Source organism: Leuconostoc palmae (assembly GCF_019656075.1).
Classification (GTDB): domain Bacteria; phylum Bacillota; class Bacilli; order Lactobacillales; family Lactobacillaceae; genus Leuconostoc; species Leuconostoc palmae.
In genome coordinates this window covers 20,214-35,043 of record NZ_BPKZ01000008.1, presented here as the reverse complement: position 1 = coordinate 35,043, position 14,830 = coordinate 20,214, and the positions used below count along the sequence as shown (strand labels likewise).

General features: G+C 35.3%; 16 protein-coding genes and 1 riboswitch. Of the genes, 5 read left to right on the top strand and 11 right to left on the bottom strand.

What is annotated here, in order from left to right; translation table 11 throughout:
• Positions 1–50 precede the first annotated feature (50 nt).
• From ntdP to K5Q12_RS05325, 11 genes are all read right to left on the bottom strand, one after another.
• Positions 51–620 (bottom strand): nucleoside tri-diphosphate phosphatase, encoded by a 570-nt coding sequence (gene ntdP, locus K5Q12_RS05375; RefSeq protein ID WP_220742743.1) that lies wholly within the window; start codon positions 618–620, stop codon positions 51–53.
• Between the two features lie 113 nt (positions 621–733).
• Positions 734–1,531, bottom strand: coding sequence for a recombination regulator RecX (gene recX, locus K5Q12_RS05370; RefSeq protein ID WP_220742682.1), 798 nt, complete (start codon positions 1,529–1,531; stop codon positions 734–736).
• A 53-nt stretch (positions 1,532–1,584) separates the two neighbouring features.
• Positions 1,585–2,319, bottom strand: a complete 735-nt coding sequence (dapB, locus tag K5Q12_RS05365; protein ID WP_220742681.1) for a 4-hydroxy-tetrahydrodipicolinate reductase — start codon at positions 2,317–2,319, stop codon at positions 1,585–1,587.
• Positions 2,319–3,194 carry a 4-hydroxy-tetrahydrodipicolinate synthase gene (gene dapA / locus K5Q12_RS05360; RefSeq protein WP_220742680.1) on the bottom strand — a complete coding sequence of 292 codons (876 nt, stop codon included), beginning with the start codon at positions 3,192–3,194 and terminating at the stop codon, positions 2,319–2,321. Before dapA ends, dapB begins: the two co-directional genes overlap by 1 nt.
• Before the next feature lie 9 nt (positions 3,195–3,203).
• Entirely contained in the window at positions 3,204–4,361 is a 1,158-nt protein-coding gene (locus tag K5Q12_RS05355) for an N-acetyldiaminopimelate deacetylase (RefSeq protein WP_220742679.1), read from the bottom strand.
• Positions 4,361–5,068 (bottom strand): 2,3,4,5-tetrahydropyridine-2,6-dicarboxylate N-acetyltransferase, encoded by a 708-nt coding sequence (dapD, locus tag K5Q12_RS05350; protein ID WP_220742678.1) that lies wholly within the window; start codon positions 5,066–5,068, stop codon positions 4,361–4,363. Before dapD ends, K5Q12_RS05355 begins: the two co-directional genes overlap by 1 nt.
• A gap of 41 nt (positions 5,069–5,109) precedes the next feature.
• Positions 5,110–6,396, bottom strand: coding sequence for a diaminopimelate decarboxylase (gene lysA / locus K5Q12_RS05345; RefSeq protein ID WP_220742677.1), 1,287 nt, complete (start codon positions 6,394–6,396; stop codon positions 5,110–5,112).
• 107 nt (positions 6,397–6,503) lie between these two features.
• Positions 6,504–6,679, bottom strand: a riboswitch (Lysine riboswitch).
• A gap of 53 nt (positions 6,680–6,732) precedes the next feature.
• Complete coding sequence (locus K5Q12_RS05340; protein ID WP_220742676.1) at positions 6,733–7,068, bottom strand: hypothetical protein; 336 nt, start codon at positions 7,066–7,068, stop codon at positions 6,733–6,735.
• Positions 7,069–7,083: 15 nt separating this feature from the next.
• Complete coding sequence (locus K5Q12_RS05335) at positions 7,084–8,463, bottom strand: nicotinate phosphoribosyltransferase (protein WP_220742675.1); 1,380 nt, start codon at positions 8,461–8,463, stop codon at positions 7,084–7,086.
• Complete coding sequence (locus K5Q12_RS05330; protein ID WP_220742674.1) at positions 8,460–9,011, bottom strand: XRE family transcriptional regulator; 552 nt, start codon at positions 9,009–9,011, stop codon at positions 8,460–8,462. The genes K5Q12_RS05335 and K5Q12_RS05330 overlap by 4 nt, the downstream gene beginning before the upstream one ends.
• A gap of 39 nt (positions 9,012–9,050) precedes the next feature.
• Complete coding sequence (locus K5Q12_RS05325) at positions 9,051–9,728, bottom strand: VTT domain-containing protein (RefSeq protein ID WP_220742742.1); 678 nt, start codon at positions 9,726–9,728, stop codon at positions 9,051–9,053.
• Positions 9,729–9,951: 223 nt separating this feature from the next.
• On the opposite strand from K5Q12_RS05325, the gene K5Q12_RS05320 reads away from it, so the two are divergent.
• From K5Q12_RS05320 to K5Q12_RS05300, 5 genes are all read left to right on the top strand, one after another.
• On the top strand, positions 9,952–10,488 hold the full coding sequence (locus K5Q12_RS05320) for a nucleoside 2-deoxyribosyltransferase (protein WP_220742673.1): 537 nt from the start codon (positions 9,952–9,954) through the stop codon (positions 10,486–10,488).
• Between the two features lie 142 nt (positions 10,489–10,630).
• A complete protein-coding gene (rpmF, locus tag K5Q12_RS05315) occupies positions 10,631–10,801 on the top strand; it encodes a 50S ribosomal protein L32 (protein WP_004901089.1) in 171 nt (56 codons plus the stop codon).
• A gap of 118 nt (positions 10,802–10,919) precedes the next feature.
• Positions 10,920–11,555 carry a copper homeostasis protein CutC gene (locus K5Q12_RS05310; RefSeq protein ID WP_220742672.1) on the top strand — a complete coding sequence of 212 codons (636 nt, stop codon included), beginning with the start codon at positions 10,920–10,922 and terminating at the stop codon, positions 11,553–11,555.
• 73 nt (positions 11,556–11,628) lie between these two features.
• A complete protein-coding gene (locus tag K5Q12_RS05305) occupies positions 11,629–13,320 on the top strand; it encodes an NFACT RNA binding domain-containing protein (RefSeq protein ID WP_220742671.1) in 1,692 nt (563 codons plus the stop codon).
• 151 nt (positions 13,321–13,471) lie between these two features.
• Positions 13,472–14,824: a DHA2 family efflux MFS transporter permease subunit gene (locus K5Q12_RS05300; protein WP_220742670.1), complete on the top strand. Its 1,353-nt coding sequence runs from the start codon at positions 13,472–13,474 to the stop codon at positions 14,822–14,824.
• Positions 14,825–14,830 lie beyond the last annotated feature (6 nt).

Genomic DNA, 14,830 nt, shown 5'->3' with positions numbered 1-14,830 from the left:
GAACCTATTCTATCACAACAAAAAAACACGCAAATTATAGCGTGTTTTTTTCAACGACGATCTTTAAGACGTTGCTGCATCAAATACTGATATCTAGCGTACCAAACATCGATATAGCCTTGTGAAAACGGCCCAGTGCCATCATTGATCCAATCTACCAGAATCTTAACATGTGCTTTCAAAATCTTATCAATTTCTGGAGGATAGTGCCACTTTTTACTATGTGCAGCGTATTCGTCAGCATCTAATAAGTGTTTTTCTCCATTTGGAAAAACTTTCACATCCAAATCATAATCAATATATTTTAACGCTTCCTTGTCAAGAACAAATGGTGAGGCTAAATTACAATAATATGACACTCCGTTTTCTCTTATCATGGCAATAATATTAAACCAATATTTTTTATGAAAATAAACGATTGCTGGTTCTCTTGTTACCCATCGTCGACCATCATCTTCAGTTACTAAAGTATGATCGTTTAAACCAATAATGGCATTTTCACTGGTTTTTAATACCATAGTATCACGCCACGTTCGATGCAGCGATCCGTCATGTTTATAACTTTTGATCGTGATGAAATCACCTTCGCGTGGTCCGCGATTTGATTTATCATAACTCATGACCATACCTACTCTTCTAAACATAGAATGCTATTTCATTGTACCAAAAATAATAATTGAATGATAGACCACAGAAATTATTATAGATTTAACGTCTAAAGTTCTCATGCTTTTCAAAAAAAATCAGTATCGTAATCTGCTATAGCATTATCAATAAGCTCACTATTAAACCCTTTAACATACAATTGACGCTTTACCTTGTAACGTCTTTGTTCAGGAGTTTCGGTTTGATGTTTTTGCCAAAGTTTATACAGTTGCCGATTTAAATTCTCTTGTTCGCTTACTGAATTATTAAATTCAATATTATCACTGACGACTTGAGCGATAGCAAACGAAAAACCTTTGCTAACAACATACTGCATAACTTTTTGTTTTTTTAATTGAATTGATTCACGCTTATAATTTCTTGAAGCTTTCTCAGCAATTTTTGAAGCAATCTCTAGTTGTTCATCGTCAGTATAGTTTGCTAATGCACTATCAATTATTTCATCAGATACACCAGCCTGTTTTAAAGCAAGTCGTATGACTTGTGGCCCTTTAGGAGTGATTAATTTTTTAGTAGCCACATATCGTATCGCATAATTATTGTCATCAACATATCCTAGTGATTGCAGTTTGTCCATAATTTGCTCTTGTACATTATCGTTAACTGATTTTTCATGTAATTTTTGTTTTATCTGCTTTTTTGTCCGAAGTGTATGACCTAAATAATTTAGTGCTACATTTAAGCCTTTTGCCACTTCATCATCATGCTTGATCTGCTCAATAAGTTTCTCATCTAATTCTCGACCTTTAGCTAATCCGTATTTAATCAATACACTTTCAGCAACGCCAAAGGCAAATTTTTTATCTAATTCAATAGAATATCGACCTGCTTGTTTCTGTGTTGAAATTTTAGTAATTGTCTTCATAAAGCTATTGTACGAAAAAAAAAAGCATTACGCTAATTTTGAAGTACTCTGTTTTATAATAAATGCTCTAAACCAACAACTAAATGATCAATTTTTTGTACCCCATCTAAGGCACGAATAACACCAGGTACAAAAGCTGTTCTACTAGTTGTACTTTGTTTTAAAGTTAACTGCTCATCAACTCCGCCAAAATAAACGGTCTGTTCAGCAATATATCCAGGTAAACGAAGTGCATGAATTGGCACATCAAAGGCTTTTTCACCACGAGATAATCCATCTTTAGTCTGTTGTGGTACTTGTGATCTTCCCAGACTAATTAGCTTGGCTGTTTGTATGGCAGTCCCCGATGGTGAATCAACTTTTTTAGGGTTATGGGCTTCTACAATCTCAACATCTGGAAAATATTCAGCCGCTAACTGGGCAAACTTCATTAATAATACAGCAGACAAACTGAAGTTAGGAGCTATAACAACACCTTTTTTTGTATTTTCCTCTAGGTACCTAATTTGAGATTCTTGCAAACCTGTAGTTCCTACTACTAGTGCCATATTATGTTTGATTGCCCACTGAGCGTTATCGTATACGGTAGAAGGTGTACTAACATCTAGAAATATATCAGCGCTAATATTGATGTCGTCAAGGCTAGTCCATACAGGACATGGCACATTCTCATTTTCATGTACATGCCCACTCAAGATACCCACAACCTTGTATTCTGATTCTTGAAAGCCTTTTAAAATGGCTTGCCCAAGTTTTCCAAAACCGCCTGACAAAATAACATCAACCATTAAAATTCCTCCAACAACTTGTTTAATTCATTTTTTTCTTCTATATTTAAAGGTAAAATAGGTAATCTTGTTTTATTATTAATAAGTCCCTTATCACTCAACTTAGCTTTCACAGGTGCTGGCGATGGAAAAGCAAATAATGCATTCATTTTAGGAGTCAGATAACGCTGTAATTCTCCTGCTTCTTGCCAATTTCCAACTGCTAGTGCGGTAAATAGCGCTGTCATTTCAGCACCATATAAATGAGAAGCGACTGAAATTGTGCCAGCACCTCCTTGTACAAATGCGGTTAACGTTTGAGCATCCTCACCCGTATAAACTGCAAAATCAAGATCTTGAGTAGCCTCAATTTCTGCTGCCATAAATTCTGCTGATGTGGTTTCTTTAATAGCATTAATGTTTGGATGCTGAGCTAAAGTTATCACACTTTCAACAGTTAACCCCACAGCTGATCTTCCAGGAATATTATATAACATAACTGGTTTACTTGATGCATTAGCAATCGCTTCAAAATGAGCAATCATACCACGCTGGCTTGGCTTATTGTAATAAGGGGTTACCGCTAAAATTGCATCAACATTTTCAATGTCACTTAATTCTTGCGCATTTTTAATGGATTCCAAAGTATTATTGGTACCAGCATTAGCTATAATTAAAATATTTTTTGGAACATAATTTGCGATATACTTCGTGAGTTCTAACTTTTCATTGTGCGTTAAAGTTGGTGATTCACCCGTTGTCCCAGCAACAACAAAACCTTGCGAGCCAGTATCGAGTAAATAATCAATTACTTTAGTTAACGCTAAATAATCTACGTTATTTTCATCATCAAAAGGTGTAATGATTGCCGTAATAAGTTGTGTATTATCGTACATGATTTTCCCCTAATATTCAGATGACATCCGCCAAATTAACAACGCTTTAAGGGCATTAAAGCCTGGTAATAAAGCTTCTTCATCAATTGATAACTTTGAACTATGAAGCGAATGATTGTCATTTACCCCAAGCCAGAGCATGACACCTGGAATCTGTTGCAACAAATAACCAAAGTCTTCTCCAGTCATTGCTGGTTGTGCTAATTTAAAATCAATGTCATCATTTTTTTCCATGAAATTAATCACTTCTTCAGCAAGTAAATGATTATTTTCTACTGGTAAGTAACTACCACTTTCTAGTTCGACATTTATCGTCACATCATTAGATATTGCAACGCCATGGACTATTTCATTAATACGTTTGACCATAAGATCTAAACCTTGTTTGGTCATACTACGTACCGTTCCTTCAAAATGTACTTGATTAGGAATGACATTGTTAGCAAATCCACCATTAATGACACCTATACTTACAACACCACCTTGAATTGGATCGACAGAACGAGAAACTACCGTTTGTAATTGTATAATAAGTTCTGCCGCAGTCACGATTGGATCTTTTACTAAATGTGGATAAGCTGCATGCCCACCTTTACCAATAACATCAACTTTTAATTCAGCAGTACCAGCAAACAACGTGCCATCTAATGTACTCAAAGTCCCCGCTGGCAAAGATGGCTGATCATGAATACCATAAAATTCATCTGGCCGCCATTCATCTTGAAAAAGTCCTAAGTCATAAGCTAACTTACCACCACTTTTTGCTTCTTCGGCCGGTTGAAAAAATACAATTAAATTGTCTTTAGGTTGATTTATACTAAAATATTTCACTAAAGCCAAAGCAATTGTCATATGCACATCGTGACCACACGCATGCATATGCCCCTTGTGCGTTGATTTAAACGATAACTCTGTTTCTTCTAAAATTGGTAACCCATCAATGTCCGTACGATAACCAATTGTTTTTTTAGGACTACTACCTTTGAATCTTACTAAAATGGCAGTCGGAAGCTCCTCTACAGTCCTAATCGTCATAAAGTCTGTTTTAAATGATTTTATCTCATTTAAAAGATATTGATGCGTTTCAAATTCTTCTAACGCTAGTTCAGGAATTTGATGTAGATCACGACGATATTTTTGTAACTCTTCAAATGATACGTTGTTCATTATAAACCTCGTAAGGCATCAATTAGGGCTGTCTTTTGTTGTGTCTGTGAATCAATTTTTTTAATTACTTTTGCTGGGACACCAGCTACAACAGTATTAGCCGGTACGTCTTTTGTTACAATTGCACCTGCGGCAACGACTGCTCCGTCACCCACCTGAACACCTTCAATGACTACAGCATTTGCACCAACTAAAACATTATCACCAATACGAACTGGTTCTGCTGATGCTGGCTCAATCACACCAGCTAAGACTGCTCCAGCCCCAATATGAGAATTGCTACCAACAATCGCTCTACCACCTAAAATAGCACCCATATCTATCATAGTTCCCGATCCAATTTCAGCCCCAATATTGATCACTGCACCCAACATAATAACTGCATTATCACCAATAGCTACCTGATCACGAATAATTGCACCTGGTTCGATACGAGCATTTATATTTTTCTTATCTAGTAATGGTACTGCAGAATTTCTAGCATCATTTTCAATAAATATATTTTCAGCAGGCAATGTAGCAATCAGTGGCTTTATGTCGGACCAGTCACCAATTAATTGACCAAATGAAACACCGCCAAATTGTTGTACTGTTTCAGGAACTTCTTGACTTAATGCGCCCTTATAAGTCACTTTAATAGGTGTTACTTTTTTGGCATTTGCTATAAAATCAATTAATTGTTGCGCTTCATTTGTACTTGTTGACATCTTTTTTCTCCATTTAAATTAATATGTTCAGCTTAGTTTTTTTACTGAATGTTGTAATCATAATCTAAAGCAATTAAATGCTTGTAAGACTCTCTGGCAACGACTAACTGATGATGCCCATTTTCCACAAAAACAACTGCGGGACGTGGGTTGCGATTATAATTTGAAGCCATGGCATAGCCATATGCACCAGTAGATAGGACTGAAAGTATATCTCCAGGCTTAGTTTCAGGTAATCCTTGTTCCAAAACTAACATATCACCAGATTCACAATATTTCCCTGCAACTCGCACTATTTCTTTTGGTGTATCATTGGGTCTATTTGCCAATAACGCTTCGTAATCAGCTTGATATAATGCAGGACGAATATTATCACCCATACCACCGTCAACCGATAAATAATGGCGCAAATCAGGAATATCTTTGCGAGAACCAATTGTATATAACGTTTGTCCAGCCGTTCCAACAACAGAACGTCCAGGTTCAATCCATATTTCAGGCATAGACCACTTGTATTCTTCCGACTTCTTTTTCAAAGTTTGAATAATGGCACTCACATAGTCACTTTCAGGTAATGGTGAATCAGTATTGGTATACCGAATACCAAACCCACCACCCACATTAATAATATTTGGTTGCCATCCCCAACTGTACGCTGTTTCGGCTAGTAAGGCAGCATTTTTTTCAAAACCAGTGACATCAAATATTTGTGAACCAATATGTGCATGCACACCCTTTAAATTAAGATTGGCATCTGCAATAGCTATATCATAAGCTTCTTTAGCTTGACCAGTTAACAAATCAAAGCCAAACTTAGAATCTTGTTGACCAGTGCTAATAAACTCATGAGTATGGGCTGAAATTCCTGGCGAAATACGTAGCAAAATGTCTTGAACAAGATTATATTCTTGTGCTAATTCAGAAAGTAAATTTAATTCTAGAAAATTATCAACAATAATTGTCCCGACACCACTTTCTAATGCAAATTTAAGTTCTTCTAAACTTTTGTTGTTGCCATTAAAACTTAGATGTTTTGGATTAAACCTTGCCTTCAAGGCCGTATATAACTCTCCCCCCGAAACAATATCCGCATGAATTCCTTCTTGCTGCGCCACTTGATAAATAGCTTTTGTAGCAAAGGATTTAGAAGCATAGCTAACAACATAAGGTACATTTTCTTTTTCAAAAATCGCCTTGAAAGCACGCATTGTGCGCCTGATATGTGATACATCATAAACATAAAGTGGTGTTCCATATTCTTTAGCTAACTCAACAGCATCAACACCCTCAATAGTTAAATGTCCTTGGTCATTTGTTGGATAATTCATATGCCCTCCCAGACAGGTTCTATAATCAACCCCAAAACACAATAAAAAGCCTTCTGTTCGAGACATGATCACGTACAAAAGGCTTTTTATAATTTAGCATTTTTGACAGTTTCCATAGCTCACCGTTAGTACCTAACGACAGTCTAACAACTATTAATTGTTAGCCCAATAGGCAAAATCTTAAGAAATTACCTATTTCGGCGATATCCCCTTTTTCTCAACTGTACTCTAATAGATCAGTATAGTTTAGATACTTATGTCAATCGCGACCTCTATGTGAAATTTTAATTTTATTATGTTTTTATAATAACTTACTTTGAATAAAATGTCAATTTTTTAATATTCTGTATCAATAAAATTTAATCCTAATTCTTTCCCATATTGACGAATTGTGGTTTCCGAAAGGTTCATCTCAAAGGCTAAATCAATATAACTTGTCATCCCTTGATTGAACAAAGATTGCACTTTAATTTTACGCTCATCTTTGCCAATAGCGGACTCAGTTGCCAGAGCCTGCACTCCTTTACCAACAATTGTTCTATCTTCAACACTTTTAGGTTTATGCTCTCTGATTTCAAGTTCTCGATATGCTTGGGCAGCAGACTTAACGTCTAACTTGTCAATCGTTACGTCTTGATTAATTTCACTTTCTTTTTTGAACTGATAATGCATTTAAACGTTCCTTTTCTATAGATGTGACGCACGTTCAATGATGTTTCTACCATCAATTTCTGATAAAACACCATTGTCATAAACAGTTTCTAACAAGTTATGCCCTGGTTCATCTTGTGACACCGTAATAATTTGACCGTCTTTTTCAATGACTTTTAACAGTCCTGACTTGGAAACTTTTGTTTGATCCGTTTTGGGATTTTTTTGAATAGCAATTGATTTACCAGTCTCTGTTTCAGCATAAGAAGCTTTAATGGCAAATCTTTGTGTATCACGTGTAAATCCTTCTTGTAACAAACCACCCCCAGATCCGACAACTAAATTATCGGCAGACCAACCATTGTCAACTAAGGTTTGGTATAGATTAATAATTGTGTCAGCCTTCATACCATCACCTTGAATAATGCCAACGTTATGGTTTAGCAACCGATACCCTTTACTGTTTAGATGCGTACCAAATATGTCAGCTAGTTTCTCCAAAACAGCTAAATCAATTGTTTCAGGATCCCCAGAATCTGGTCTCAATACAACACGTCCTGCACGTTTAATAATACGTTCTTTAATGCTGTCTGAACCAATAACTTTGTCTATAAAATTCAAAGCATCATACGAATCAATCACAATCGATAATATAGCATCATCTGGTGCACGATCTAACTGTGCATTAACATAGTCAAACTCGCCCTTTCCTGAACCATATGATGTTGCAACTGAATGTTCTGTTGCCCAAACAGATAATGCTCTTCCTGGAACCGCATAAACTGTTTCAAAATATCTAGATGCAGCTAAATTATCTGACCCTAAAAAATGTAATAAATGAGCAGCACCACCCCTTTTACCAGATTCAAGTGATGCTGCTCCTCGTAGACCAAAATCATTTACTGCAAGCAAAATATTTTCTAAAGAACCACTTTTTTCATATAAAGGCATTAGTTCCTTTTTGATATACATTGAGTTTGTAGCAATAGTAGTTGGATACCAAACATGCATCAAAACAACTTCTAGAGCATTCAAACTAGTAGCAAACCAAGGCTCGGTGGATTCAATCGTAAATAAAGCATTACCAACTGGTACTACCATGCCTTCTGGTAGCGCTTTAATTTTGACAGGGAAGTAACCTAAATCACGTACCTTTTCCCAAACCGTACGATTAAAATATGTATTGGTACCAAAAGTTTCAAATGCTACTTTTTCGGCATCATCTATCATTTGAGTAGTGACTGGTGTGGTAAAATAATCGTTTAAAATCATGGACATGCCAAACCAACTCACAGTATCAAAAAAACTACCAATTCTAGCTTCTCCATATGAATAAAGTTTTGTAATATTCTCAGGATATTGTAAATGGTGCGTTAATTTATAAGCGTCAGTTGCTAATATAATATTTTCAGTCACATGCTTATCTCCTGCATATCAGTTGTAATGATTTGTTGCGTCACATCTTCAAAATACTCATCACTTGATACTTTAAGTAATCGCCAGTCATAGATCTTATCATTATCAAATTCATCTATGTAAGGTTCAAATTCACCTTCAGTTTGTAAGATTAAATAGCCTGCAAAAGCTTCAACAAATTCCTGATTTGAACTGACAATACGTGTTAATTTACCTTGATCGAAAAAACCAACGGCTAATTTGGCATTATTCCAATCACCTTCAAATGCCCACTTTAAAGTAATCCAATCAGACATGGTAATGCCTAGATTTAATAGATAATCGATAGATAATCGTATGTGGATGGGATGGTTTGCCGTTTGTAGCTCAATGCCTCGTGCATCTAACTGACTAGAAAAAATACCAATCAAAGCTTCTAATTCCGCAACAGTTGGTACACTACCATCTCGTTGCCACTCTTGTAGTAATTCAAGGTTAATGTCAAGCGCATCAACAATCTCTTCTGATGAAATTTGAGTTATTTTTTGTAATTTTTTTAAGTTATTCATAGTTCCTATTATACTAAAAAAAGCTACCCTACGGCAGCTTTACTTATTATTTTCTTTAATTTTTTTTTCACGATGGTTTAACAAAATTGAACGAATAACACCAATGATTGTAGGTAATAACGTGACAAAAGCAATGCCAAGAATAATAATGGAAAAGTGTTCTTTAACAAACGGTATATTACCAAACATATATCCTGCTCCAGTCGCAATGAGACTCCAAGAAAAAGCAGCAATAATATTATTTCTTAAAAAGTGAGTAAAAGAGAATTGACTGATACCAGCAACAAACGGTACAAATGTACGCACAATTGGCATGTATCGACCAATAATAATTGCCATTGCGCCATGTTTTTCAAAAAAACCTTCTGCTTCACGTATGTGTGATTCTTTGATAAAACGACCAATAAGTGGGTGCTTGACCAATTGATATCCACCAGTACGCCCAATCCAAAAATTGAGTACATCTCCCGCAACGGCTGCGACAAAAAATAAAACCATAAAAACCCAATGATTCAATCCAGCAGCTATCCCTGCTGGTGTCGCAGCAACAGCACCTGCTGCAAAAAGTAAAGAATCTCCAGGAAGAAACGGCATAATGACAATACCAGTTTCAATAAAGATAATCGCAAATAAGATCAAGTAGGTCCATGGTCCAAACTGTGTCACAAGCGTTGCAATGTGAGCGTCAATATGAAGAATGAAATCGATTAAAAACATGTCTTTGTTGTGTTTTAAAATAAAAAACACGTTACTCCTCATTATTATAGTAATTTAAGTGTATCATAGAATAGTTAGCAATCACTAATTCTATTGTATGTTTTTAAAATTGATCTTAATAAGATAAAATGGTTTATAGACAGTTTATATTTGGTTAATATTGTCTTTTATATCTGAAATAATAAGGCATCATTAGCTACACTACACCATTAAGGAGCTTGACATGAACGAAGTACAACTCATTACAGAACTCGAAAAAATCAATCGCACGATTGATCATACTAAGAAATTACCAGGTGCCAAAAATATTTATTTAGCTGCTGGTTGGTTTTCTGATAAGCAAGAACAATTACTAAAGGATGCTTTTATTAATCTCAGCAAAAACCCTTCGATTGCCCATATCCATGTACCATTATTGCATCAATATGGTGGCGTTGCCTTAAGCGAATCAAATAACGAACCTGATTTTGAATGGGGTGCCATGACTTATAAGTCAGATATTAAAGCAATAGATAATTCAGACTTAACTGTCGCAATTTTTGAAGCAGAGAATCCAGATTCAGGTACAGCAATGGAACTGGGTTACTCAGTTGCTTCTAATACGCCAGTTGTTTCTGTCTTTGCTGGAGACATTAATGCACATCCTATTAACTTAATGCTCTCATTTGGTACTGATGCACACGTGCTATCAGCTAGTGAATTAGCAACCTATGATTTCTTTGATATTACACCAAACAGATACATGGGCAAAATGATTTAGTCCACCTTACTACACTTAGTCCACTTAATAGGATAATGTCAAGTAGATACACTTGACATTAATTTAAAAAAACTATTGACAAACTTCTTAAATTTAGATAAACTTGACTAGTTGATAAATTGAAACGAAAGGAGGTGCCATTATGGCTACCCCATCAAACAAGAACTCAAAGTCTCATAAGCGTAACCGCCGCGGACACATCGGTTTGAATGTTCCTAACATTGTTTTGGACAAGACAACTGGTGAATACCGTGTTGCTCATCGTGTATCACCTTCTGGTGTTTATAACGGAAAGCAAGTTATTGAAAAGTAATTTCAATAAAAACCACTTCTACTCTAGGAGTGGTTTTTCTGTTATACAAATTTATTCTTAAAAATAGGATATACATGATAAAAAAATATTTTTGTCATTTTTGTGGTAAAATAGTAATATGACAATTACAATTAGAGAAGTAGCTGTTGACTCTGTTGAAGCTGCCAAACAGGCGCGCCTAAAAGGCGCCAACCGAATTGAATTAAACAGCCAATTAGATTTGGGTGGTCTAACACCTGATACCCGTACAATTATTGATACATTAATTGCCATAGAAGACGTTCCAGTTGTAATTATGGTACGCCCTCGGAGCGGTGATTTTGCATATTCTGAAGAAGAACTTCAGCAAATGCAAGAAAATTTACAACAAATTGCTGACCTAGGTGGTCAATTTGTCACATTTGGTGTCGTTAGAGATCATCAATTAGATTATGAAGCTATGACAACACTAATAAACCATGCGCATAATCTTAACTTGGAAGTTATTATGCATATGGCTTTTGACGACATCGATGACGAATTACAACTCACGGCAATTCAATGGTTAGCAGATCATAATGTTAAACGTATTCTAATGCATGGTGGTACATTAGAAAATCCTATTACAGACTACCTACCAAAAATTCAAACACTGGTTAATTCAGCACCTGCAAATATAACTATCTTACCAGGTGGCGGTATTACCTCAAAAAATGCTCAAATGATAGCAGATACTTTAGGTGTCAATGAAGTTCACGGATCCAAAATAATTTAATCATCATGATCTTGGTCACTTTTATTGTTTAAAGTGACTTTTTTATTATTTACATAAAAAGAGGTAAAAAGTTATGCCATTAGACGGCTTATTCACTCATGCACTTGTTCATGAGTTCAACGAACATATTGTTGGCGGACGCATTACAAAAGTTCATCAACCCTATCCAAATGAAATTGTTTTGGTCATTCGAAAGAACAGTATCAATTACCCTGTATTATTAAGTGCGCATCCTACTTATGCTCGTGCTCAGATTACTCATATTCCATACGAAAACCCACAGACAGCACCCAACTTTGTCATGTTTTTGCGACGCTATCTAGAAGGGGCAATACTTCAAAAAGTAGTTCAAGTAGAAAATGATAGAATTATTAATTTCTACGTTAATTCTAGAGATGAATTAGGTGATATACAAGAAATTCGACTCACACTAGAAATGATGGGGCGCCACTCTAATTTATTTTTAGTTAGAGAAAATGATTCACGTATTTTAGAACTTATTAAACATGTTCCTGCTGATCAAAATCGTGTCAGATCATTAATGCCTGGTGCCACTTACACCTTACCTCCTAAGCAATATAATATTAATCCTTTCTCAAACAGCCTCGACCTTCTAGCTCCCATGATTCTAGATCGCCCAACTAGCGATTGGTTAAAGTATATACAAACAACTTACCAAGGATTTAGTAGAGAGTCTGCTGCATCACTATCCTCTGTTTTACAAAATACTGGTGATCGAATGATTAATGCTCAAAATTGGTTAAGTAGTTTTAACCATCCGAAGCCAACATTATTCACATCAAAAAATGGCCAATTACGTTATTCAGCAATTGACTGGGAACAATCCGAAGATTCAAAACAGTACTTTAAAACATTGGGTGATATGCTAGATGCTTACTATATCGGTAAGGCAGAACGTGAACGTGTTAATCAACAAGCTGGTTCTCTTGTCCGTATTGTTAAAAATGAACTGAAAAAAAATACTTCGAAACGTAAAAAATTATTAGCTACATTAGATGATGCAGAAAATGCCAACGCTTTGAAAGTAATGGGTGATTTACTCATTACCTACCCTCACCTTGTGAGTAAAGGTATGACTTCAGTTGATATTGAAAACTATTACGATAACAATAACCTATTAACGATACCTGTAGATCCAAAATTAAATGGTTTAAAAAATGCCGAAAAGTATTTCAATAAATATCGTAAATTACGAACAGCTGTCGATTACGTTAATGAACAGCTCGCCATTACAGATAGTGAAATTGATTATTTTAATACCATTGTCTCCCAATTAGAAGTCGCTTCACCAAAAGACGTTGAAGACATACGACTAGAATTAACAACCGGCGGATATATCCGTGCGAATAAAAAGAATAAACAAAAACCAAAAATATCTAAACCAGATAAGTTTCAAAGTACAGACGGCACTATTATCGAAGTAGGAAAAAATAATCTACAAAATGAACGCTTATCTTTGAAACAACCTGATAAACGGTTCATCTGGTTACACGTCCAAAAATTACCAGGCTCTCACGTTATCATTCACAATGATAACCCATCTGATGAAACGTTGATGCAAGCAGCTAAATTAGCCGCTTATTATAGCAAGGCACGTGACTCTGCCAATGTTCCAGTAGATTATTTACCAGTCGGTAAACTAAGAAAACCAAACGGTTCAAAACCAGGTTTTGTTATTTTTGAAGGACAACAAACAATATATGTCACACCTGAAGCTGATTTAGTCTCTCAATTAAAAATATAAAACTGAAACTTGACAACCTATCTTATTGTTTGTTAAGTTATAATTAATGATTTCGTACAGATAGCACATATAAGTATGTGCCGATAAAAGAGGCGTGACATTATCTTAAGATAATGTCACACCTCTTTTTATTTTTTAAGGAGTTACACTTATGAACAACAAACAATGGCATGTTATTCCCGCAATAATAGCTTCTGGTATTTTAAGTTTTAGCGGTGTTTTAATTGAAACTGCAATGAATGTGACCTTTCCCAAACTAATGATTGAATTTCATACCAATGCCAATGGTATTCAATGGGTTACTACGGGGTATTTGTTAGCAATTGCTGTTATCGTGCCCATTTCAGCCTACTTAATTCGAAATATTTCCACTCGCAAACTTTTTATTACGGCTAATATTTTATTCTTATTAGGTGTCATTTTAAACGGTTTATCTTTTTCACTAAGTATGCTACTTGGTGGTCGTATACTTCAAGGCATTGGTACAGGAATTGCTTTACCTCTGATGTTTCATATTATTTTGACACGTTCGCCAAAAGACAAACGTGGTATGATGATGGGAATCGGTAGTATGATCACCTCGTTAGCACCGGCGATTGGTCCAACTTACGGTGGTATTTTGCTCAATACATTAGGCTGGCGTTCAATTTTTTGGTTTCTAGTTATGATTATTATCATTTCATTTATTCTTGGAACCATTAGTATTCCTAGTGAATCAGTTCCTATTCAAGAAAAATTTCCCAGTGCCACATTTATACTACTAACTATTGGATTGGGGTCACTGCTACTTTCCATTGAACAATCTTCTCTTATACTTTTGTTAATTAGTTTTCTAGCACTTTTGGTTTTTTATAAATTTAATCGTCAACATAAAATTGTGCAACTCAATTTATTTAAAAACAATGCATTTAATATATATATGTATGGGTTTCTAGTTTATCAAGCTATTTTATTAGGCTTGTCTTTTATATTGCCCAACTACATTCAACTTCATTTGCAAGAAGATGCAACAGTTTCAGGGTTATTTATGCTACCTGGTGCCTTAATCAGTGCACTGTTGGCCCCTATTGCAGGTAGTTTACTCGATAAATTGGGTAAATTTTATCCCATCTTTATAGGTTTGGCTATTTCAACTGTTGCTTTAGTGTTATTAATTATTGTGTTTAATCACTTAACATTTTGGACACTATTGTTGTTACATATGTTCCTGATGATAGGTGTTGGTTTAGCATACGCTAACTTAATGACAGTTTCCTTGGGTGCATTGCCACTCAGTCAAACAGCAGATGGCAATAGTATTTTAAATACAACACAACAATTTATTGGTGCTGCTGCCACTGCTACTGCTGCGCAAATTTTAACACAATCAATTAATCGAAATTCTGCTGATGGTATTGTTATAGGTTCTAGAATTGGTATCATCTGTTTGACAACTTTCTCTATTTTGGCATTAATATTATTTACACTTTACAGTCAATATCAACGAAAAAGCGAGCTAACTTAAAGTTAA